13 protein-coding genes are annotated in these 21,760 nt (G+C 71.4%); 5 read left to right on the top strand and 8 right to left on the bottom strand.

Annotated features, from left to right (window positions below):
* Window positions 1-466: 466 nt before the first annotated feature.
* Together ACFWGJ_RS25505 and ACFWGJ_RS25500 are read left to right on the top strand one after the other, a co-directional pair.
* Window positions 467-3,367 carry a peroxidase family protein gene (locus ACFWGJ_RS25505; protein ID WP_387328657.1) on the top strand — a complete coding sequence of 967 codons (2,901 nt, stop codon included), beginning with the start codon at window positions 467-469 and terminating at the stop codon, window positions 3,365-3,367.
* Window positions 3,354-4,733 (top strand): hypothetical protein, encoded by a 1,380-nt coding sequence (locus ACFWGJ_RS25500; RefSeq protein ID WP_387328654.1) that lies wholly within the window; start codon window positions 3,354-3,356, stop codon window positions 4,731-4,733. The genes ACFWGJ_RS25505 and ACFWGJ_RS25500 overlap by 14 nt, the downstream gene beginning before the upstream one ends.
* A gap of 43 nt (window positions 4,734-4,776) precedes the next feature.
* Here the strand turns inward: ACFWGJ_RS25500 and ACFWGJ_RS25495 are convergent, their stop codons facing one another.
* From ACFWGJ_RS25495 to ACFWGJ_RS25485, 3 genes are all read right to left on the bottom strand, one after another.
* Window positions 4,777-6,339, bottom strand: a complete 1,563-nt coding sequence (locus ACFWGJ_RS25495) for an acetolactate synthase large subunit (RefSeq protein WP_387328651.1) — start codon at window positions 6,337-6,339, stop codon at window positions 4,777-4,779.
* Between the two features lie 128 nt (window positions 6,340-6,467).
* Window positions 6,468-8,357 (bottom strand): bifunctional sugar phosphate isomerase/epimerase/4-hydroxyphenylpyruvate dioxygenase family protein, encoded by a 1,890-nt coding sequence (locus ACFWGJ_RS25490; protein WP_387328648.1) that lies wholly within the window; start codon window positions 8,355-8,357, stop codon window positions 6,468-6,470.
* 183 nt (window positions 8,358-8,540) lie between these two features.
* Window positions 8,541-9,419 (bottom strand): shikimate dehydrogenase, encoded by an 879-nt coding sequence (locus ACFWGJ_RS25485; RefSeq protein WP_387328665.1) that lies wholly within the window; start codon window positions 9,417-9,419, stop codon window positions 8,541-8,543.
* Window positions 9,420-9,592: 173 nt separating this feature from the next.
* Here ACFWGJ_RS25485 and ACFWGJ_RS25480 point away from each other — a divergent pair, with 173 nt between their 5' ends.
* Together ACFWGJ_RS25480 and ACFWGJ_RS25475 are read left to right on the top strand one after the other, a co-directional pair.
* On the top strand, window positions 9,593-10,258 hold the full coding sequence (locus ACFWGJ_RS25480; protein WP_387328645.1) for a TetR/AcrR family transcriptional regulator: 666 nt from the start codon (window positions 9,593-9,595) through the stop codon (window positions 10,256-10,258).
* 249 nt (window positions 10,259-10,507) lie between these two features.
* Window positions 10,508-11,866: an MFS transporter gene (locus tag ACFWGJ_RS25475; RefSeq protein ID WP_387328642.1), complete on the top strand. Its 1,359-nt coding sequence runs from the start codon at window positions 10,508-10,510 to the stop codon at window positions 11,864-11,866.
* A gap of 144 nt (window positions 11,867-12,010) precedes the next feature.
* Here the strand turns inward: ACFWGJ_RS25475 and ACFWGJ_RS25470 are convergent, their stop codons facing one another.
* The 5 genes from ACFWGJ_RS25470 to ACFWGJ_RS25450 form a co-directional block, all read right to left on the bottom strand.
* The gene (locus tag ACFWGJ_RS25470; protein ID WP_387328662.1) at window positions 12,011-13,870 is read right to left on the bottom strand and encodes a hypothetical protein; all 1,860 of its coding nucleotides are present in this window, start codon (window positions 13,868-13,870) and stop codon (window positions 12,011-12,013) included.
* 6 nt (window positions 13,871-13,876) lie between these two features.
* Window positions 13,877-14,785: a carbohydrate ABC transporter permease gene (locus ACFWGJ_RS25465; RefSeq protein ID WP_387328640.1), complete on the bottom strand. Its 909-nt coding sequence runs from the start codon at window positions 14,783-14,785 to the stop codon at window positions 13,877-13,879.
* Between the two features lie 117 nt (window positions 14,786-14,902).
* Window positions 14,903-15,880, bottom strand: coding sequence for a carbohydrate ABC transporter permease (locus ACFWGJ_RS25460; protein ID WP_387328638.1), 978 nt, complete (start codon window positions 15,878-15,880; stop codon window positions 14,903-14,905).
* Between the two features lie 244 nt (window positions 15,881-16,124).
* A complete protein-coding gene (locus tag ACFWGJ_RS25455) occupies window positions 16,125-17,456 on the bottom strand; it encodes an ABC transporter substrate-binding protein (RefSeq protein ID WP_387328636.1) in 1,332 nt (443 codons plus the stop codon).
* Between the two features lie 375 nt (window positions 17,457-17,831).
* The gene (locus tag ACFWGJ_RS25450; RefSeq protein WP_387328659.1) at window positions 17,832-18,953 is read right to left on the bottom strand and encodes an ROK family protein; all 1,122 of its coding nucleotides are present in this window, start codon (window positions 18,951-18,953) and stop codon (window positions 17,832-17,834) included.
* Window positions 18,954-19,645: 692 nt separating this feature from the next.
* On the opposite strand from ACFWGJ_RS25450, the gene ACFWGJ_RS25445 reads away from it, so the two are divergent.
* Entirely contained in the window at window positions 19,646-21,625 is a 1,980-nt protein-coding gene (locus ACFWGJ_RS25445) for a phosphatase PAP2 family protein (RefSeq protein WP_387328634.1), read from the top strand.
* Window positions 21,626-21,760 lie beyond the last annotated feature (135 nt).

Genomic DNA, 21,760 nt, shown 5'->3' with positions numbered 1-21,760 from the left:
CCTTAAGGGCAAAAGCTGGGGCGTAGCGCCGCTTTTGAGGGGCGCGGGGAACTGCGCGGATCACCCCCACCGGCCCGCAGCCGAACAGCGGGCCGGCTTGCCTCCGCCCCTCAGGGGCGCGGGGAACTGCGCGGCTCACCCCCACCGGCCCGCAGGGTCTCAATCCGTCGGCCACCCCCCACCCCTGAGGGGCGCGGGGAACTGCGCGGTCCGCCCCCGACGGTCCGCAGGGGGGAAACTCCCCGGCCACCCCCCGCTGTGGCTCCTGTGGGGGCGGGGCCTCGCGGGGCGCGCGGGTGGGCGGTGGGGGCCGCCGGACGGGCCCCTGACGTGCGCGGACGCGGCGGGCGGCGGGTCACCGCCAGACCCCGCGCATCGGCGGGAACCACCGCTGCGGACCCCCCGCCCCGCCGGTAGCGTGCTGCCCCCGTCCCGTACGCACGCATCCGTACGAAGGAAACGACCGATGGCCGATACCGGGCAGTACGATCAGCGGTACGAACACTACGAAGGCGGAAGCCCCGAAGCGGAACGGCTGGTTTTCGATCGGCTGGCCCGGGAGCTGATGGACGTACAGGTCAAGAACCGCCGGGCCGCCGGCGGCGGCACCGCCCGCGCCATCCACGCCAAGGCCCCACTCGGCGTGGAGAACGCCCGGCTCCGCTTCCACGACGACCTCCCCGCCGCCCTCCGCGTCGGCTTCGCGCGCCCGGGCGCCGACTACCCGGTGACCCTGCGGCTGTCGAACGCGAGCGGCATCCGCCAGGGCGACGGCACCCCCGACCTGCGCGGCGCGGCCCTGCGCGTGAGGGTGTCGGACGAGGAGAGCCACGATCTGCTCGCCACGAGCTACCCCGTGTCGCACGCCCGCGACGCCCGCGAGTTCGTGGCCTTCGCCAAAGCGATGGCGGGCGCCCGCAACCCGCTCCAGAAGGCGTTCGGGCTACTGGTGAAGCTTCCGCTCGCGGTCGGCTTCGAGACCGCCACCCGTATGCGGCGCAATGTGCAGGCGGCCACCCGACAGGCCGTCACCTCCCTTGCCACGCAGACCTATTGGAGCCGCGGGGCGATGCTCTGGGGCGAGGCGGGACCCGTGCGCTACCTGCTGCGCCCGTCCGCCGGAACCCCGCCCGCTCCCCCGCCCGACCGCCGCGACCCCGACTTCCTGCACCACGAGCTGGCCCGCAGGCTCGCCTCGGCCGACGTCTCCTTCGAGCTGTGCGTGCAGCGGTACGTGGACGAGTTGCGCACTCCGGTCGAGGACACCTCGGTGGAGTGGAAGGACGCCGTCTCGCCGCCGATCGCGGTGGCCCGGCTCACCGTACCGGCCCAGGACCTGGACGACGCCGAGGCGCGGGCGGCGGCCCGGCGGGTGGAGGACCTGGTCTTCAACCCCTGGTACACCACCGACGAGTTCCGCCCGCTCGGCAATCTCAACCGGGCCCGCAAGGCCGCGTACCGGGCGAGCGGCGCGCACCGGCTCGGGCTGCGCTTCGTCACCGAGGAGCCGCTGCGCAACCGGATCCTCGGCCGGCCCGTCGGCGCCGTCCTGACCCGGCTGAACCGGTATGTGCCCTGGCACCGGCTGCCGTTGCAGCTGAGCCTGCTGAACCTGGTGTTCCTGCGCAAGGTGCTGCGCCGGTTCAACCTCATCGACTCCGAGGTGCGCGAGGCCCCGCCCAGGGCGCAGCCCGTACCGCGGCCGATCGAGGAGCGGCTGCGCACCGAGCGCTCGTACGACGGGTCGTACAACGACCTGTCCGAGCCGCGGATGGGCGCGGTGGGCGCGGCCTTCGGGCGGAATCTGAAACCCGACTACCGGCCCGACCAGTTCGACACGCCCAACCCGGTGACGGTCAGCCGTCAGCTCCTGCGGCGGGACAGCTTCCTGCCCGCGACCTCGCTGAACGTGCTGGCGGCGGCCTGGATCCAGTTCCAGGTGCACGACTGGGTCAACCACCGCAGGTACCCGGCCGGCGGCCCGTCCGTGGAGGTCCCGCTGCCGCCCGGCAGCGACCCGTGGCACAACACGCCGGGCGGCTCGGCGGAGAACGTGATGCGGTTCACCGACAACGAGGGCCTGGCCCAGTCGGGGAACCGCCCGCCGATCCTGTTCGGGAACATGGCCTCGCACTGGTGGGACGGCTCCGAGGTGTACGGCGGCGACGAGGAGACCGCCCGCTTCCTGCGCGAGCCCGACGGCGGCGCCAAACTCCGCCTGGAGGACGGCCACTTGCCGGGCGCGCAGAACGGCATTCCGCTCACCGGGTTCAACGAGAGCTGGTGGATGGGACTCAGCGCGATGCACACCCTGTTCGCGCGGGAGCACAACGCGGTCTGTGACGCGCTGCGCGCCGAGTATCCGTCGATGAACGAGGAGCGGGTCTACCACACGGCCCGGCTGGTGGTCTCGGCGCTCATCGCGAAGATACACACGGTGGAGTGGACCCCGGCGATCCTCGCGACCAAGGCGATCGACATCGGTCTGAAGACCAACTGGCAGGGCCCGCCGAAGAACTGGCTGAACCAGCTGGGGCTGTGGCTGCTGGAGGCGCACTCCCTCAAGGGCATCCCCCAAACGATGCCGGACCACCACGGGACGCCGTACTCGCTGACCGAGGACTTCACCACGGTGTACCGCATGCATCCGCTGGTCCCCGACGACTTCGAGCTGCGCGAGCACCACTTCGGGCACCGGCTGGAGACGGTCGGGTTCATGGACATCCAGGGCGGCGCGGCCGAGTCGCAGATCCGCAAGACGGGACTTGCGAACGCGCTGTACTCGTTCGGGATCGCCCATCCCGGCGCGATCACCCTGCACAACTACCCTCAGGCGCTGCAGCGGTTGGAGCGGGACGGCGAGATCATCGACCTGTCGGTGGTGGACCTCGTGCGGACCCGGCGCCGTGGTGTGCCGCGTTACAACGACTTCCGTGAGGGTCTGCACAAGCAGCGCATCCGCTCCTTCGAGGAGCTGACGCAGAGCGCCGAGTCGCTGGCGCGGCTCAAGGACGTGTACCGCTCGGTCGACGAGATCGACACGGTGGTGGGCCTGTTCGCCGAGAACCCGCCGACGGGCTTCGGCTTCAGCGACACGGCCTTCCGCATCTTCATCCTGATGGCGACCCGGCGTCTGCAGAGCGACCGCTTCCTGACCGTCGACTACCGGCCGGAGATCTACACCCCGCTCGGTATCGACTGGGTCGAGAAGGGCGGCATGGACTCCGTCATCCTGCGGCACTGCCCGGAGCTGGCCGCGCTGCTGCCGCGCGACGCGAGCGCCTTCGCGCCTTGGCGGGCGGTCCGCCCGACGGACAACGGCAACGACAACACCGACAACAGCGGAGGCAACGGTGAGCCGGGCTGAGCTGCGCTCCGGACACCCGGGGCTGGACGATCTGCTGGCGCGGCCTCTCCTGGAGACCCTGTGGCGCCGCCGCACCCACCGGGTCAGCCGGGGTGCGTCGGTGCCGGCCGGGTCCATGAGCCACCGTTCCTCCCACGCTCCGCAGCCCCTGTCGGAGCTGGAGGAGGCGGTGCTGATCGCGCTGACCGGCGCCAGCGGGCTGACCATGCCGGACCGGCCCTTCGACGATCCGCGGAACGGCAAGCCCATCATGGCCAAGCCCAATCTCACGATGGCGGGCCGGACCGCGGGCAGCCCGGACAACGCGCAGGGCACCCACTTCTTCATGATCAACGACTCGGGCACGTACTACCTGCGCAAATTGGAGCCCGCCCCGCACGAGCCCTTCGACGCCGCCACGCTGGTCGCGAGGGCCCACCGGGCCAAGGTGCGGATCCTGGACCACCGCCTCGACGTCGCCGAGGGGATGCGCGACTTCCCCGCGTACCTCGACTCGAACCGGTTCCTGTCCAACCTGCCCGGCACGACGCTGTTCCTGCCGGTGGTCGACCTGTCCCACCAGTACGTCAACGCCCTGATGTACCTGCTCACCCAGCCGGACGGGGCCCGCCCGACCTTCGTCGACGACCGCAACCTCTACCGCCCCGCGGGGGTACGCAAGTGGGTGCGCAACGGCTTCCTGAACGGCGACCTGAAGCTGCCGCTGGGCGCGCTCGGCCCGATGCGCACCCAGATCGAGGCGGACCTGCTCCTGCAGAACCTGATGCTGACCGCCGAGGCGATGGGCCTGGGTGCCTGGATCCACGCCTCGATCAACCCGCAGATCGCCCTGGGCGACCCGAAGTTCTCGAAGGCGTACGGCAGGATGCTCGGTTTCACCTTCGTCACCCCGCGCTGGCGGCTCGCCGACGTGTGGCGCTGGCACGTACCGCTGCCCAGGTACGCGAACCTGCGCTCGCACCCGGTGGGTCTCACCTCCCCGGAGGGCGAGCCCCTGATCGAGGCCGCCTGCCCGCCCGCGCACCCGTCGATGTCGGCGGCCGTGGACGCGATCATCGAGGCCAAGTTCGGGCCCGGCGGCACGTACACGGACAAGGAGGTCTTCACCCGGATCTACAAGGAGGACTACGGGCAGCGCTATCTCGCCGAGGCCAGTGAGTACGAGTCACGGGTGATCGACTGCGCCCGTGACGTGTGCGAGTACATCATCGGCACGCACCGGCGGTTCCCCGCGCACACGGACGCCATCCATGTCCCGGGTGTGTGGCTGCAGGCGCACCACGTCGAGGAGGAGTACTACGACCGCTTCTTCGTGAACGGGCTGACGCCGGCGCACCGCGAGCACGACGGCGTCTGGGACGGCTGAGCCCACGTCGGCCGCAGGGCCGGGAACGGGAACGGGTACGAGGTCAGGCCAGCGGTGGTACGACGCAGTCGACGAGACAGGGACCGGGCTCCTCCAGCGCCCGGTCCAGCAGGACGGTGAACTGCTCGGCGGTGACGGCCCGTTCGGCGGGTACGCCCATGCCGCGGGCCAGGGACACGAAGTCCAGGTCGGGACGGGACAGGTCGAGGAGATCGCCGGCCGCTGGGCCCGCGTCGGCCGCGCCGACGGACCGCAGTTCCAGGTTGAGGACCGAGTACGCGCGGTTGTCGAAGAGCACGACGGTGACGTCGAGCTGCTCGCGGGCCATGGTCCACAGCGCCTGAAGGGTGTACATGGCGCTGCCGTCCGACTCCAGGGCGAGCACGGGCCGGCCGGGCGCGGCGAGCGCGGCGCCGACGGCCGCGGGCAGCCCCTGCCCGATGGCTCCGCCGGTGAGGGTGAGCCAGTCGTGGGGCGGGACGCCCGCCGTCGCGGCGGGCAGCCAGATCCCCGAGGTGTTCGCCTCGTCGACGACGATCGCGTGTTCCGGCAGCAGCGCGCCGATCGCCGCGGCGGCGCTCTCACCGGTCAGGGCCCCGGTGGGCCGCTCGGGCCGCACGGGCGCCTGCGGTACGGGGGTCACGTCGCTCTTCACCAGCTCCGCGAGCGCCTCAAGGGCGGCCGTCACGTCCTCGGTCCCGGTAGCCGCCGACAGGACCCGGCAGCCGTCGGGGACGATCCGCCCGCTCTGCCCCGGGTACGCGAAGAACGGCACCGGCTCGGCCGCTCCGGCGAGCAACAGCAAGCGTGTGCCGGCCAGTTGGGCGGCGGCGTCCGCCTCCCGGTAGGCGAGGCGTCCGACCGCGGGCAGCCCCGCGCCGCGTTCCAGGCGGGCCGGGAAGGTCTCGCACAGCAGCCGGGCGCCGGTCGCGGCGGCGATCCGGGCGGCGGCGCGCAGACCACGCCCGTGCGTGGCCGCGCCGCCGAGGAGCAGCGCGGCGGGTTCGCTGGCGCGCAGCGCCCCGGCCGCCTCCTCGACGGCCACCGCGGACACCGCTCCGGGGCGCGGCCCGGTCCGGACCGGCGGCCGGCCGGACTTGCCGGCCTCCGACCAGGACACGTCGGCGGGCACCAGCAGGGTCGCCACCGAGCCGGGCGGCCCGTACGCGGCGGCGACGGCCTCGGCCGCGTCGCTCGCGAGGTCGGTGGCGCGATACGTGCGCCGGGTCCAGCCGGAGACGGTGCGCGCGAGGGACCCGATGTCGGACTCCAGGGGCGCGTCGAGCCGTTTGTGGTGCAGGGCGTGGTCGCCGACGACGTTCACGACGGGGGTGCCGGCGCGGCGGGCGTTGTGCAGGTTGGCCAGGCCGTTGGCGAGTCCCGGGCCCAGGTGCAGGAGCGTCGAGGCGGGTGTGCCCGCCATGCGCCCGTAGCCGTCGGCCGCGCCCGTGGCCACGCCTTCGAAGAGGCAGAGCACTGCGCGCAGGCCCGGTACGTCGTCCAGGGCGGCCACGAAGTGCATCTCGGAGGTGCCGGGGTTGGCGAAGCACACGTCGACGCCCGCGTCCACGAGGCCTTCCACGAGGGTCTGCGCTCCGTTCGGCATGACGCCGCCTCCGCTGCTCGTGCCTGTCAGGGGGTGCGCCTGACAGTCTCACCAGCTTCGGAACGGGGCGTCAGCCAAAATTCCGGACATCCGGACCGCCGGAGAGCCACGCGGCGGACCGCCGAGGCTCAGCGCACGGGCCTGCGTACGTGCTGCGCCGCCAGCCGCACCGGGGCGTTCTGGGCGCCGTAACCGCGGTAGCCCGTGTCGCGCTGGACCAGTTCGAAGAAGACCCGGCCGATCGTCTCCGTGTAGCAGTGGCGGAAGGCGCCGTCCGCGTCCCGGTCATAGAGGATGCCGAGTTCGCGGAAGGTGTCCAGCTCGCCGTCGGCGAACTCGTACCTGGCCGCGAGGTCGTCGTAGTAGTTCGCGGGGATCGTCAGCAGCCGGCCGCCCGCGGCCCGGAAGCGGCGGGCCGCCGTCACGAGGTCGTCGGTGGCGAGCGCGATGTGCTGGGCGCGGTCGCCGTCGTCGGCACTGGGAGCCGGTCCGACACCGAGGGCGATACGGACGCTGCCGTCGGCGTTGGTGACGGCCCGGCTGCGCAGCAGCCCGTACGGATCGGCGACGTCCACGCTCTCCCGGGCGCCGAGCCCCAGGACACTGCGATGGAAGAGCGCGGCCTCGTCGAACTGGTGCCAGGGCTGGGTGAGGGCGAGGTGATCGATGCGGTGGATGCCGCCGGGGGCCACGCGTGCCGAGGGTTCGACCGGCACTCCAGGCACTCCAGGCACTCCGGGCGCTGCGGTCTCTGCGGTTTCCGTGGCTTCCGTGGCTTCCGTGGCTTCCGCCGGGACGAAGTCGGTTGTCCAGTCGGGCAGTCCGGGGCGGCCGGTGGCGCAGAAGAAGAGTTCCGTGCCGTCGGGTGCGGCGACCGCGTCCAGGGGCACGTCCTCCGGGGTGCGGCGGCGCGGGAGTACGGGCGCGAGCAGTGCTTCGGCGCGCTTGGCCGCGCCCGCCGGGTCCGGTGATTCCAGCCCGACGGCGGCGAGTTGCGTACCGTCGCGGCGGGCGCCCGGACCGGTGTTGAGCAGCACGCGGGCCTCGCCCTGCTGCCAGAGGTCGACCGGTTTGCCGCGGTGCCGGGCGGTCCGGGTGAAGCCGAGTGCTTCGAGGAGTTCCGAGACCGGTTCGACGTCGGGGCTGACCAGTTCGGCGAAGGCGATCCCGGTCGGTACCACGGGTGCGGGCGGCGCGGTGAGGCCGACGCTCTCCTGCAGCACGAGGAGCGAGCGCTGCGCGTCGACGGCGGTCGGCCCGGCCTCGGCCTGCCGGAAGACGTCGTTGAAGACTTCGAGGGAGAGCGGCCCCTGATAACCGGCCTTGATCACCTGCCGGAGGAGCCCGGCGACGTCGAAGCCGCCCTGGCCGGGGAAGCAGCGGTAGTGACGGCTCCACTGCAGGACGTCCATCGCCATCAGAGGCGCGTCGGCCAGTTGCAGGAAGAAGATCTTCTCGCCGGGAATCTCCGCGATCCCTTCGAGACCCTCGGGATCGGAGGTGCGGGCGAGGATGTGGAAACTGTCCAGGCAGGTGCCGAGCGCCGGGTGGTCGGCGGCTTCGACGATCCGCCAGGCGTGGTCGTACGTGCTGACGTGCCGGCCCCAGGCCAGCGCCTCGTAGGCGACACGGATCCCGAAGCCGTCGGCCAGCTCGGCGAGCCTGCGCAGATGGAAGGCGGCGAGCGCGTCGTCGTCGACGGCGAGCGGCGAGACGCTGGAGCACACCAGAACGGTGTCCGCGCCGAGCCGCTCCATGAGCCGGAACTTGTGCTCGGCCCGGCGCAGGTTGCGCCGGAACTCCTCCGGCGGCACGGCCTCGATGTCACGCATCGGCTGGTAGAGGTCGATGCTGAGCCCGAGATCGGCACATCGCGCACGGATCTCCTCCGGCGCGAGAGGGCTGGCCAACAGGTCGTTCTCGAACACCTCGACCCCGTCGAACCCGCCCCGGGCGGCGGCGGTGAGCTTCTCGGTGAGGGTTCCACTCAGACACACGGTTGCGATGGACGTACGCACGTCGATCCTTTCCACTCGCACTTCACGACACGGAGGGGCTGAGCCCCGGGCCCCGTAAGGGGCGCGGGGAACTGCGCGCTCAGCCCCCACGGACCCGCAGCGGGCATACGGTGTGCCGGGGCAGGACCCGTCGCGTTTCGTCTGCGGACGCGTGGGGGCGGGCCGCGCAGTTCCCCGCGCCCCTTAGGGGGCTCTGAGGGCACCGGAGTCGGCCAGTTCGGAGATGTCCGCCAACATCCGCGAAGCGTCCGCCTCCCGTCCCGTGAACAGCCGAAACGCGTCCGCGGCCTGGAAGACAGCCATTCCCCCGCCGTCGAGCACCGCGCACCCCATGTCCCGCGCGACACGCAGCAACTCCGTCTCCAGCGGGCGGTACACCACCTCGGCCACCCACAGCCCGGGATGCAGCAACTCGGCAGCGAACGGCAGTCCAGGATGCGCGGCCATCCCCATGGGCGTGGCGTGCACGACGCCGTCGGCGCCGGCGAGCAGCGCGGGCAGCCGCTCCGGACCACCGGCGTCCGCCCGCCCCGCCCCGAACTGCCGGTTCAGCTCAGCGGCAAGCGAACCCGCGCGGTCCGGCAGCGCGTCCACCACGGTGACGGACCCCGCCCCGAGCGTCAGCAGGGCGTGCGCGACGGCGGCCCCCGCTCCCCCCGCGCCCAGTTGGACCACCCGCTCCAGCCGGGCGTCGGGCAGCCCTCGTGCGAAACTCGCGGCGAACCCGGTGACATCCGTGTTGTGCCCGATCGTGCGCCCGCCGTCGAAGACGACGGTGTTCACCGCGCCGAGCGCCTCGGCCTGCGGGGAGAGCGCGTCCAGGTGCTCGATGACGAGTTGCTTGCAGGGATGCGTGATGTTCAGCCCGTCGAAACCGAGGTCGCGGGCGGCACGCACCAGGTCGCCCACCGCCTCCGGCGCGACGCCGAGCGCGTCGATGTCGATGAGCCGGTACAGATAGCGCAGGCCCTGCCGGTCGGCCTCCCGCTCGTGCAGGGCCGGGCTGAGCGAGGGGCCGATGCCCGCGCCGATCAGTCCGACGAGATACGAGTCCTTGACCACAGCGACCACGACGGACCTCCCGAGCAGCTCACTAATGTACGAACCAGTACGTTAGCTATATCAGCATCCCGCGGCCACGGAAAGGCCCGCCGGACACCCGGAGCCGCGCGCCGGCGCCGCCTTCTAGAATCGCGGTCACCGCCTCCTCGCCCGAAAGAACCCGAAGGAACCCGATGACCAGCGTCGAAGAACCGGCAAGGCCGAACGGACGCATCCGTGACGCCGTCCGCACGAGGGCCGAGATCCTCGACGTGGCCACCCAGGAGTTCGCCAGGGCCGGGTACGACGGGGCCAGGGTCGACGAGATCGCCGCCCTCACCCGCACCACCAAGCGGATGATCTATTACTACTTCGGCGGCAAGGAGCAGCTGTTCACCGCCGTGCTGGAGCGCTCGTACGGCGTCATCCGCGAGGCGGAGCAGGGGCTCGACGTCGAGCATCTGGACCCGGTCGCGGCCATCAGGCGGCTGGCGGAGCTGACCTTCGACCACCACGAGGCGCACCCGGACTTCATCCGCCTGGTCAGCATCGAGAACATCCACGGGGCCGCGCACATCGCGGGCTCCGAGAAGCTCGGCAGGATCGGCTCTCCCGCGCTCGACGTGATCCGCCGGATCCTGGAGTCGGGGCGGGAGTCGGGCCTGTTCACGGCCGACGTCGACGCCGTGGACCTGCACGCGATGATCAGCTCGTACTGTTTCTTCCGCGTCGCCAACCGGCACACGTTCGGCGCCCTCTTCGGCCGCGACCTGGTCGACCCCGCGCGGCGTGAGCACTACCGGAGCATGCTCGGCGACATGGTCATCGCCTATCTGACGGCGGACCGCGCGGCCGACTGAGCATCGGCAAGATCCTTCGGCACGACCTCTTGACACCCGGGAAACGTGAGCGCAACATCCGTAGCCAGCCACTACTAACTATCCAGTGGGTTAATTAACCGGGCAACATCCGACCGGCCGCCCCACCAACCCCAGGGGACCAGCCGCTCCTTGCCCTCCCCTCTGCTCACCCGCTCTCCCGCTCACCCGCTCACCGCCCTCCTCCCGCTCACTCCGCCTACGTTGGAGTTCCCCCGAAGGAGCACCGCCGTGTCCGTCCCCGCAGCACCCCACGACGCGCCACCCGGCCAGCCGAGGAAGGCCGCGACCGCCGCCTGGATCGGCAGCGCGCTGGAGTACTACGACTTCTTCATCTACGGGAGCGCGGCAGCGCTGATCTTCCCGGAGGTCTTCTTCGACGAGTCCGACCCGGCCACGGCGACCCTGCTGTCACTGGCCACGTTCGGCGTCGCGTACGCGGCCCGCCCGGTCGGGGCCCTGTTCCTCGGGCACTTCGGCGACAAGGTCGGCCGCAAGAAGATCATGGTCTTCACGCTGATCCTGATGGGCCTGTCGACGTTCCTCATCGGCTGCCTCCCGACACGCGACCAGGTCGGCACCCTGGCCCCGGTGCTCCTGGTCCTGTGCCGGATCCTCCAGGGCATCTCGGCAGCGGGCGAGCAGGCCAGCGCCAACTCCATGTCGCTGGAGCACGCGCCGCCGGACAAACGCGGCTTCTTCACCAGCTTCACGCTCAGCGGCACCCAGGGCGGCCAACTGCTCGCCACGCTGGTGTTCATCCCGGTCGCCGCGATGCCCGAGGACCAGCTGCTCGCCTGGGGCTGGCGCATCCCGTTCTGGATGAGCATCGCGGTCGCCGTCGTCGGTTACGTGATCCGCCGCACCCTCCAGGAGACGCCGACCTTCACCCAGCAGGCCGCCACCGAGGGCGTCGCCAAGATGCCCCTGGCCGTGCTGATGCGCGAGCACTGGGCGGACGTCCTGCGGGTGGTCGCGGCGGCCCTGGTCGCCTCGGTCAGCACGATCTTCACGGTGTGGGCGCTGGCGTACGCGACCAGTGACGCGGTCGGCATGGACCGCACGTCGATGCTGTGGGTGGGCGCGCTGGCCAACCTCGTCGCGCTCGGCGCGATCCCGCTGTGGGCCACCCTGTCCGACCGCATCGGCCGCCGCCCGGTCTTCCTGATCGGTGCCGCGGGCAGCGGCGTCATGATGTTCCTCTACCTGTGGGCCATCTCCACCGGCTCCTACCCGCTGGTCCTGGTCCTCGGCATCGTCACCTTCGGTGTCGTCTACAGCGCCGCGAACGGTGTCTGGCCGTCCTTCTACGGAGAGATGTTCTCCACCAGGGTCCGCCTGTCGGGCATGGCCATCGGCACGCAGATCGGCTTCGCCATAGCCGGTTTCGCGGTGACGTTCGCCGCGCAGATCGCGGGCCCGGACGGAGACGACTGGCTGTCGGTGGCCCTGTTCACGGCGGCCCTGTGCGTCCCCCCGGTGATCGCGGCACTGACGGCCCGGGAGACCCACAAGACCCCGACGGACCAGCTGGGCGAGCGGATCCGCCAGCAGTCCCCGGACGTACTCAGCCCGTCCGGCACCCTCTGAGCCCGCCCGGCACCCTCCAGCCCGTCCGGCGTTTGAGGACCGGGGGTCCGGGGGCAGCGCCCCCGATTCAGTGACGGGAAGGGTAGGGGCGGCGGGGGCGAAAACCCCTCGCCACCCCCACCCACCCCTCCCCCTCAACCCAGCTCAGCTCCCCCCGACGGTCAACGTGAGCCCGGGCTCCCCACGAGCATCCGCCACCCCCAGCACAGCGGTGAACGCCCCGGCCCGCACCACCAACCCCTCCCCCTCAACCCGCTCACACACCACACCCAACGGCTCAGCGGCCACAGCCCCGTACCGCACGGCGAACACATCAAGCCCCTCGGGCGAGTCCGCCGAAACCCCCACCTCCAGCGCACTGGTCACCCGCACATGCCGCCACCCGGCATCAGGATCCCCGTACCCGCGAGGATCCGCGGCCAGCTCGAACGCGGCCTCCTGCTGCGTGAGTTCGCTCCGCGCGTCGAAGGAATCCGCAGCACCCCGCGGCGGATGCGTCAGCCGCAGCTCACCGACCGCCGCGACGAGCGGAAGGTCGGCCACCCGCCGGAACCGGTCGCCGTCGGCGGTGACGTACGGCATCCCGGCGAGCAGGTACCGCTCCCCGCCGAGCCGTTCGACGATCACGGTCATCCACAGCCGCGTCCCGTCGGTGACGTACAACGACCGTACGTGGCGCAGCACATGGTCCCGCCCGACGACGGGCTTGGTCACGAGCTTGGCGGCCAGCCCGCCGGCCCGGTGGTCCGCGACCCGTACCGCGCCCATCGGACGGCACAGCAGGAAGCCGTCCGCGGCGAGGCCGACGACGGGCCCGAAGCCGTGCTGCCGGTTGACGGCGGCGGCGATGAGCGCGGTACCGCCGGCCTCGATCACGGAGGGGGTCATCCGGTCGTCGAACGACACCGTGACCGTGCCGGAGCGCAGTTGGTGGCAGGCGGGTGCCGTGCTCGGGGCGCGGTGCCAGCCGGCGGTGTCCTGAATCTGCCAGACGAGCATGAACGCGAAGTGCCCGTCGACGCCCCCGTCGGCCCCGACCGCGTGCCGGCCCCAGCGCGAGTCCCCGGCGTAACGGCCGATGTCCGCGCCGATACGGCGGCCGAAGTACCGCAGTCCGAGGACGGATTCGAAGGCGGAGTGCTGCTCGCTGTAGCGCGGCCCGCCGATGTCGAAGCCGCTCCCGCAGACCCGTGCGTCGATGTACCGGGCGAGCGTGTCGCCGTCCTGGGCGAAGACCTCCTCGCCGCTGACCCGGTGGGCCTGGGCGAGGAAGGACAGGGAGATCGGCCCGTAGTTGTTGTCGTACGCGCCCCCGTGCTCGGGAGGCAGCGCCGCACCCCGGTCCCGTACGCGCCGGGCCCGGATCTCCTCCAGATACAGCCGCAGGGCCCGCTCGCGAACCGCCCCGCCCTCCTCCGGCGGGAGATGGCGGGCGAGCATCAGACCGCCGACCACGCAGCCGATGGCCTGGTTCGCGGCGTCCTGCGGGTTGAAGACCGTGGCCTCGGTCAGCCAGCGCCAGTAGCCGCCCGCCACGCCGAGGAGTTCGCGGTACTGCTCGTCGTCGACGAGTCCGCCGGAGGACGTGTCGAGGACGTTGACGGCCTGGAGCAGCGCCCACACCGTGCTCGGCCAGTCCCCGATGGGATGCGCGCCGGGCTCCAGCACGTAACGGGCGTACGGGAGACCGCAGTCGCGTGCCGTCAGGTTCGGGTAGCCGGGGTTGTCCTCGGTGAAGACGCGCTCACGCAGATGGAAGCCGAGACTGCGGCGCACGGCCTCCGGCAGGCGCGGGTCCTTGGTGCGCTGCCAGGCGAGGGCGAGCAGGGAGGTGATGCCGAGCGAGGTGTCGCCGATGTCCTCGCCCGCGGCCGGGTTCTCCAGGCTGCCCTCGGGGGTGAGACGGGCCAGGGCCGTCTCGGTGACGCCCGCCAGGACGGCGTCGTACGCGGCCGGGTCGTCCGGGAGGTCGTGCAGCGGGCCGCGCTGGTGGAGGAGGTGCACGTACATCTAGCCCTTCATACCGGAGGTGGCCAGGCCCTCCACCAGCCGCTTCTGGAAGATCAGGAAGCAGATGAGGGTGGGCAGCAGAGCGAGCGTCGACATGGCGAACATCGCGCCGTACGAGGAGCCGCTCGTCTGGTCCAGGAACAGGGTCAGGCCGAGGGGGACGGTGAACTTGTCGTTCTGCTGGAGGTAGACGAGCTGGTGCAGGAAGTCGTCGTACGTCCAGATGAAGGTGAAGATCGTGGTGGTGATCAGCGCCGGTTTCATCAGGGGCAGGATGATCTTCCAGTAGATCTGGAAGGGGTTGGCGCCGTCCATCATGGCCGCCTGGTCCAGCTCGCGCGGGATGGACCGGATGAACTGGACCATGAGGAAGATGAAGAACGCGTCCACCGCGAGGAACTTCGGCACGATCAGCGGCAGGTACGTGTTGATCCAGGTCAGGTTGTAGAAGATCGTGTACTGCGGGATCAGCACGGCCTGGGTGGGCAGCATCAGCGTGCCGAGCATCAGGCCGAACCAGATCTTCTTGCCGCGGAACTCGAAGCGCGCGAAGGCGTAGGCGGCCAGCGAGCAGGAGATGACGTTCCCGATCACCGCGCCGATCGTGACGATCAGCGAGTTGGTGATGTAGAGGGAGAAGGAGTTGCCGGAGCCGCTCCAGCCCTCGGAGTAGTTCTCGGGGCGCAGCGAGCTCGGGATGAGACCGGGCTGGGTGAAGATCGCGGTGTCGGGCTTGAGCGAGCTGCTCAGCATCCACAGCAGCGGATAGAGCATGACGATCGCCACGCCGATGAGCACGGTGTGGAGGAAGACGCGGCGCGATCCGGTGGCCGAACGCAGCTTCCGCAGCGGCTGCTTCGGGTTCCGCGGCGCCGGCTTCGAGGGCCGGGTCGGGGTGATGGCGGACATGGGATGGAAGGCTCCTCGCTCGGACGTCGGCCCGGCGTCGTTCGGACGTCGATCGTCGGTCGCTGTCGGACGTCAGACGTCATCGGTCGTCGGACGGCAGTCGTCAGTCGTCAGTCGTCAGTCGTCGTAGTGGACCCAGTAGCGGCTGGCGATGAAGTTGACCGCCGTGAACCCGGCGATGACCAGGAACAGCACCCAGGCGAGCGCCGAGGCGTATCCCATCTGCAGGTCGGTGAAGCCCTTCTTGTACAGGTAGAGGCTGTACAGCATGGTCGAGTTCAGGGGCCCGCCGGAGCCGTTGCTGATGACGAAGGCGGGGGTGAACGTCTTGAACGCGTCGATGATCTGCAGGACCACGTTGAAGAAGACGATCGGTGTCAGCAGCGGCAGGGTGATCCTGAAGAACCGGGTGACGGGGGTGACGCCGTCGATCGCGGCGGCCTCGTACACGTCCTTCGGCAGTTGTTTGAGGCCGGCGAGGAAGATGACCATCGGGGTGCCGAACTGCCAGACGGCCAGCAGGATCAGCGTGTAGATCGCGGTGTCGGGGCTGGAGATCCAGTCCTGTCCCTCGATGCCGAACCAGGCGAGGAAGTCGTTGAAGAGACCGTCGCCGCCGAAGACCTGCCGCCACACGATGGCGATGGCGACCGCGCCACCGAGCAGGGACGGCAGGTAGAAGGCGGCCCGGTACAGGCCGATGCCCCGCAGATCGCGGTTGAGCAGCATCGCCACACCGAGGGCGAGGGCCAGCTTCAGCGGCACCGAGACGACGACGTACAGCAGCGTGGCGTGCACGGAGTCCCAGAAGACCGGGTCCTCGGTGAACATCTTGTCGTAGTTGTCCACCCCGATCCACCGCGCGGGCGTCAGCAGGTCGAAGTCGGTGAAGGACAGATACAGCGAGGCCAGCATCGGATAGACCGTCAGCCCGAACAGGCCGATGAACCACGGGGCCAGGAAGGCGTACGGCCACCAGCCCCCGCCCCGCCGTCTGGCGAGGCGGCGGCGCATACGGTCGCGCTCCCGCTGGTCGGACGGGGTGACGGGAGCAGCCTGCTCCTCGACGACCTCGTCGCTCTTCGCAACGGTCATGCTCATCTCTCCCTGACCCTCTCCCGGTCTTCCAGTACTGCGAAGCAACTCGGCCGACTGCAGCTCCCCTTGGGGCGCGGGCACCAGCACTCTCAGCGGCGCGGCCACCGACGCCTTCAGCGGCGCGGTCACCGGCGCCTTCAGGGGCGCGGGGAACTGCGCAGTCTTTTAGGGGCGCGGGGAACTGCGCGACCGGCCCCCACCGGCCCGCAGCTCCGAACGCAACCCCAGCCGACCCGAACCCTCAGCCCCCAAGAATCCCCGCGGACTGATCGAAGAACGCCCCGAGCTGCGCCTTGACCGACTTCTTCCCGAACGCCACCGCCAGGTTCGACTGGAACAACAGATCCCAGATCTGATCGGCCCCCTGCGGCGGAGGCGCGGGCGCCGCGAGCGCATCGCCCGCCTTACCGACCCGCTGCGCGATGTAGTCCGCGTTGGCCATGTTCAGCTTGTCCGTCTCGGTCAGCCCCGAGGCGATCAGCCCCCGCGCCTTCTCCGTCGGCGGAATCCCCCGCAGCAGCTGCATGTCCTTGATCGCGGTGGCGTCCTGCGCGAAGTACGACATGATCTTCACCGAGTCGGCGACCTTCTTGCTGGCCTTCGTCGCGCTCAGCAGCACACCGCCGTTGACGAAGTTGCCCTCGCGGGCCCCGGAGAAGTCGCCCTGCGGGGTGGGCAGGAAGTCGAGCTGCGCGTCGGTGATGGAGCCGCCCGCGCCGTAGACACCGGAGTCGAAGGTGAACAGCGCCTTGCCGATGACGACCGCGTTCTTGGTGAGGTCGTTGTGCGCGGCGGAGGTGATCGCCGGCGGCGGGGAGGCGTTGGCCTTGCGCATCCCGGCCCAGTACTCCCACCACTCCTGGAGGGTGTCCGCGGTGAAGCCGAGCTTCTTGCCGTCCTCGGTGAAGAAGGTCTCGCCCTTCTCCCGCGCGAAGACCTCGAAGCACTGGAGGGTGGAGCCGCCGCCGTCGTCGACGCCGTAGATCTTCCCGCCGCTCTTCTTGTACACGTCCTGGGAGATCTTCTTGAGGTCGGCCCAGGTCCATTCGCGGTCGGGCAGTTCGAGGCCGAGCTTCTCAAGCCCGGTGCGGTTGACGGTGAGCTGGTTGACGCCGATGCCGGACGGCACGCCGTAGAGCTTGCCGTCGACGGTGCCCGCGGCCAGGAGCGTCTTGGAGAAACCGGTGAGGTCCAGGCTCTTGCCGACGTACGAGTCGATCGGGGCGAGGACCCCCTTGCGGGCGTACTGGGCGACCAGCGCGGTGTCCATCTGCAGCAGGTCGGGGGCGCTGCCGCCGGCGATGTTGGTGTTGAACTTGTCGAAGTACCCGTCGTAGCCGGAGTAGGTCGGCCGGATCCTGATCTTCGGGTTCTTCTTCTGGAAGGCGGCCAGCACCTTCTTGTAGGCCGCGTGCCGGTCGTCGCTGCCCCACCAAATCATGGTCAGGTCGCTGCTGGTGCTGCCGGCGCCGGTGCCCCCGCTGCAGGCGCTCAGCGAGGTGCCGAGCGCGCCGGCGACTGCGATGCCGCTCGCGGAGCGGAACAGGGTTCTGCGCGAGATCTGGTGACCCACCGGGTCCTCCTGAAGGTGCGTTACGGATCCCCCGGCCGTCGAACGGCTCGGGTCTTTGTCCCTGAGGTGGGGCCTTCCGGCGTGCGGCCTCGCCCGGCCGCATCGCTCTGACGAGTGGGGGTCCCCGGCCCGGGGCCGGTCGGCACATTCGCGTGGTCCGCCGGGAGAGCGGGCGGAGCGGCGCCCGGTCGGGGCGCCTCCCGGCCGACAGTTCGGGGAGGGAATGTGACGACAGGCCTTCGAGACCGCATCCGCACGAGCGCGCCCTCGCACGGCTGCCGTACGTCGTGTACGGCGGGACGCCTCACCCAGGGCCGGGTCCCGCCGGCCATGGAAAGCGCTTGTCCGGACATTGGCAGACCCGCGGCTGACCCGTCAATGCTTGACTCGCACCCCACCGGTCACGGTTTCGATTCCATGGGCCACGGCGAGGCGGCTCGCACCCGCCACGGTGCCGCTGTCGCCGACCATGCTGCTGACCACCTCGGTGGGCCAGCTGAGCCGCGCCAGCTCGTCCCGCACACCGGGCAGGAGCTGCGGAAACGCGCCGATCGCGCCACCCAGCACGATCAGACCCGGGTCCAGCACCGCGACCACCGCGGCGGCCAGCCGGCCGATGTCGGCGGCGTGGCGGCCGACCACGGCACGGGCGGTGGAGTGCCCCTCCTCGGCGAGGGCGAAGAGCCGCTCGGGGGTACGGGGACAGGGGCCGTCGGCGCCCCGCCAGGCCTCCGCGGCCCGGCGCAGGAGCGAACGGGAGCCCATCCGCTCCTCCAGGGCCTCCCGGCGCGGTTCGCGGCCGTCGTCCCAGGGGTAGGGCAGCCGGGCCAGCTCGCCCGCGGCGCCGTTCGCGCCGCGCAGCACCCGGCCGCCGATGACGATGCCGAGGCCGATCCCCACCCCGATCCGCAGATAGCCGAACGAGTCGCGGTCGCGGGCGGCGCCTGCGTGCAGCTCGGCGAGTGCGGCGCAGTTGACGTTGTTCTCCAGGTGGACGGGCACCTCCGGCGGCAGCGCGACCGCCATGGCGTCGAAGGCCGGGCCCGCCTTCTCGGTCGCGGGGCGCATCCCGGTGCCGTCCCGGTCCCGCGCCGTGACGTCCCCGACGGCGACGACGACGGCGCGCAGCGGGGCTCCGGCGGGCAGCGCGCCGAGGGCCGCCCGGACCGTGTCGGCGGAGTCCGCCCGCGGGCCGGTGCCCCGGGCGAGCAACGTGCCGTCCAGGGCGCAGCCGCGTACCTGCGTGTGGGTGGGGCCGAGATCGACGGCGAGCACCGCGCCCGCGGCCGGGCCGAGGCCGTAGACGGCGGCGGAACGGCCGGTGCCGCCGGAGGCGGTGCCGGAGCAGGCGGCCAGCCCGGCGCTCTCCAGCTCGGCCACGGCGGTGGAGACGGTCGGTTTGGACAGACCCGCGCCGGCCGCCAGCTGGGGGCGGGTGGCGGTGCCCGACGCGGCCAGTACGGCGAACACCGCGCGGGCGCTCTCGCTCAGGTTCATGCTCTCCCTCAGGTCGTGCCGCGGCGGTCCGCCGCTCGGGTCCGTCCGGCCCTCGTCGCAACCGTTGTACGGCATGGCTTCCGCAACCCTTGACGCACCCTACTTCGTTAGTTAACTTCCTAACGAACTCGTGCGGTACTCGCCTGCCGCACTCCCCCGAAGCCCGTCCCGGGGCTTCCCTAAGCCGTATTGACCACGTCCGAGTCCTTGTTCGCAGGCACGGTTCGCCCGCCGTCCGCTTCGCCCGCGCGCACCGCGTACCACGGCGTCGCGCTGCGACGAAAGAGACCCCGTGCCGGACTTCACGCCCGTCGCCGTCGCTATCGACGTGGGCGGCGGGGCGCCGGCGCGGCTCGTCGTGCTGCTCGCCGGACGCGGGGTCCCCGTGGACGACGTGGTGGTGGCGGACGGGGGGATTCTGGGCCGCTCAGTGCCGCTCGGTGCCGGTGCCGCCCGTCGCTGTGCGAGGCGTTCAGTACGCGCTTGCGGGGCGTCGCCGTCGGCACGGCCGGGACCGGCCCCTCGAAGGGGCGCGGGGAACTGCGCGCTCAGCCCTCACCGAACCCGCAGCCAAACACGCAACCCCAACCACCCCAAAGGGGCGCGGGGAACTGCGCGATCAGCCCCCACCGAACCCGCACCCGACCAGCGACCGCCATGACGCCAGCACGTTCAGAAGGAGAGGCACTTCCATGCCCGGTGCGCACCCCCGTCCCTCTCGCGGCAAACCCGGTACCGACGCCGGTACCGACGCCGGGATCGACCGGCGCGTGTTCCTGCGCGGCTCCGTGGGCGTCTCCGCCGGACTGATCGCGGCCCCCGCCGTCGTGGCCTGGCCCGCCGGCGCGTCGGCTTCGACGACCGCGGCAACGACCACCACGGGCACGGCGACGCACACGTCCGCCGCCTTCGTGGACGCGTACACCACGAACGTCCTCGGCAACCTCACGTCCGGGACCAACGCGGCCGTGCACATCCTCGACGGCTTCGCACGCATTTGGAAGACGGGTGCCACCTGGGACACCGGCACCCCGCTCATGCCCGACGTCCTGCGCGCCAACATGCGTTACTGCGCCCGCGTCACCCGGCGCCGCACCGAGGCCGAGGCGCGCACCGCGTTCGTCCAGGACCGGCAGCACCAGAGTTACGCGGTGATCGCGGGCCTGGGTCCGCTCGCCGACCTGTACCGGAGCGGGGCGAAGGCCGTCACCGGCATCACCTCGGCGCCCGACGGTGTTCCGGCGGGCCGGATCAACGACACGCTCCCGGCCGACGCGCCCGCGGGCTCCGCGCTGGGCGCCGGTTCGCACACCTCGGAGCTCGGCAACGTGGCGGAGCTGGTCGACACGGTGCGTGGCCCGTACGCGTCGAGCAATCCGTCCAAGCTCGCCTATCAGTACCCCCGTCCGTGGCGCATGACCGAGGGCGGCCGGATCGTCGCCACCGGGGCGACCGACGAACTGGGCTTCCCCGTCTACGAGTCCGACGTCGTGGTCGTCCCGCAGCTGCTGCGGCAGCGCGGCACCGACCCGGCCGACGACGGGGGGTTCACCAGCGGCCACACCAACGCCTTCTACCTCGCGGCCCTGTCCCTGGCGTACGCGGTTCCCGAGCGGTTCCAGGAGTTGGTGGCCCGTGCCTCCGAACTCGCCCACACCCGCATCGTGTCCGGTATGCATTCCACCGTCGACGTGGTGGGTGGCCGGGTCCTCGCGACGGCTCTCGCGGCGGCGGCGCTCGCCGATCCCGCGAACGCCGGCCTGAAGGCGGCGGCGCGGGCGCAGGCCTCGGCGTACTTCCTTGAGCGGACCGGTTCGACCGCGGACACCCTCTACGCCTACGCGCACTCGGCGGGCCCGGACACCGACCCGTACGCGGACCGTGCCGCCAACCGGGCAGCGGTCGAACCACGGTTGACGTACGTGCTGCCCAGGCGGGCCGCGCACGACAGGTACGACCGCATGAACGTGCCGAAGGGCGCCGAGGTGCTGCTGGAGACGCGGCTGCCCTATCTCTCCGCGGCCCAGCGGCGCGAGGTGCTGCGGACGACCGCGCTGCCCGCCGGATACGTCCTGCTGGACGGCTTCGAGAAGTGGGGGCGGCTGGACCTCTTCGCCGCCGCCGACGGGTACGGGGCCTTCGACGCCGACGTGCGTGTCACGCTGGACGCCGCCGCGAGGGGTTTCGGCGCGGCCGACACCTGGCGCAACGACATCGGCGGCCGGGGCGGGCTCGTCAAGCGCGGCAGCGGAACGCTGTGCCTGGCCGGCGACAACGCGTACACCGGCGGCACCGTGCTGGAGGAGGGCGTCCTCGCGACCGCCTCGGCGTCGGCGCTGGGACGCGGGGACGTACGGGTCGAGGGCGGGACCCTGAAGGTGAGTTCGGCACTGCGGGTGCGGGGTGCGTACGCGCAGGCGGCCGGTACGACGCTGGAGGTGACGCTCGCGGGTTCCGGAGCGCCGGCGCTCACGGTGGGGCGGCGGGTGCTGCTCGACGGGGGTGGCCGGCTCGTCGTCCACCTCGGCGGGGCGTTCCGGCCGCGGCGGGACACGGTCCTTCCCGTGATCGAGACGCGGTCGCTGCGTGGGCGCTTCGACGAAATCGTCGTGAACGGGACCCACGCGGACCCGGTCTTCACATCCCGGGGCCTGTCGATCCGGGTCCCCTGACGCCGTCTGCGGCCCGGTGGGGGCCGTTCGCGCAGTTCCTCGCGCCCCTCAAAAGCGGGGCTACGCCCCAGCTTTTGCCCGTTCAGGGCCGCGCAGAACTACGCACCCGGCCCTCGCAAGCCCCAAAGGGGCGCG

This window comes from Streptomyces sp. NPDC060205, from assembly GCF_042728395.1.
Taxonomy (GTDB): domain Bacteria; phylum Actinomycetota; class Actinomycetes; order Streptomycetales; family Streptomycetaceae; genus Streptomyces.
This window is presented reverse-complemented; position numbering and strand designations above follow the sequence as displayed.

Coding starts and splice junctions, on each gene's coding strand:
- ACFWGJ_RS25465 (WP_387328640.1), bottom strand. CDS start 14,785: ATGTCCGCCATCACCCCGACCCGGCCCTCGAAGCCGGCGCCGCGGAAC.
- ACFWGJ_RS25450 (WP_387328659.1), bottom strand. CDS start 18,953: ATGAACCTGAGCGAGAGCGCCCGCGCGGTGTTCGCCGTACTGGCCGCG.
- ACFWGJ_RS25445 (WP_387328634.1), top strand. CDS start 19,646: ATGCCCGGTGCGCACCCCCGTCCCTCTCGCGGCAAACCCGGTACCGAC.
- ACFWGJ_RS25495 (WP_387328651.1), bottom strand. CDS start 6,339: ATGCCGAACGGAGCGCAGACCCTCGTGGAAGGCCTCGTGGACGCGGGC.
- ACFWGJ_RS25480 (WP_387328645.1), top strand. CDS start 9,593: ATGACCAGCGTCGAAGAACCGGCAAGGCCGAACGGACGCATCCGTGAC.
- ACFWGJ_RS25460 (WP_387328638.1), bottom strand. CDS start 15,880: ATGACCGTTGCGAAGAGCGACGAGGTCGTCGAGGAGCAGGCTGCTCCC.
- ACFWGJ_RS25505 (WP_387328657.1), top strand. CDS start 467: ATGGCCGATACCGGGCAGTACGATCAGCGGTACGAACACTACGAAGGC.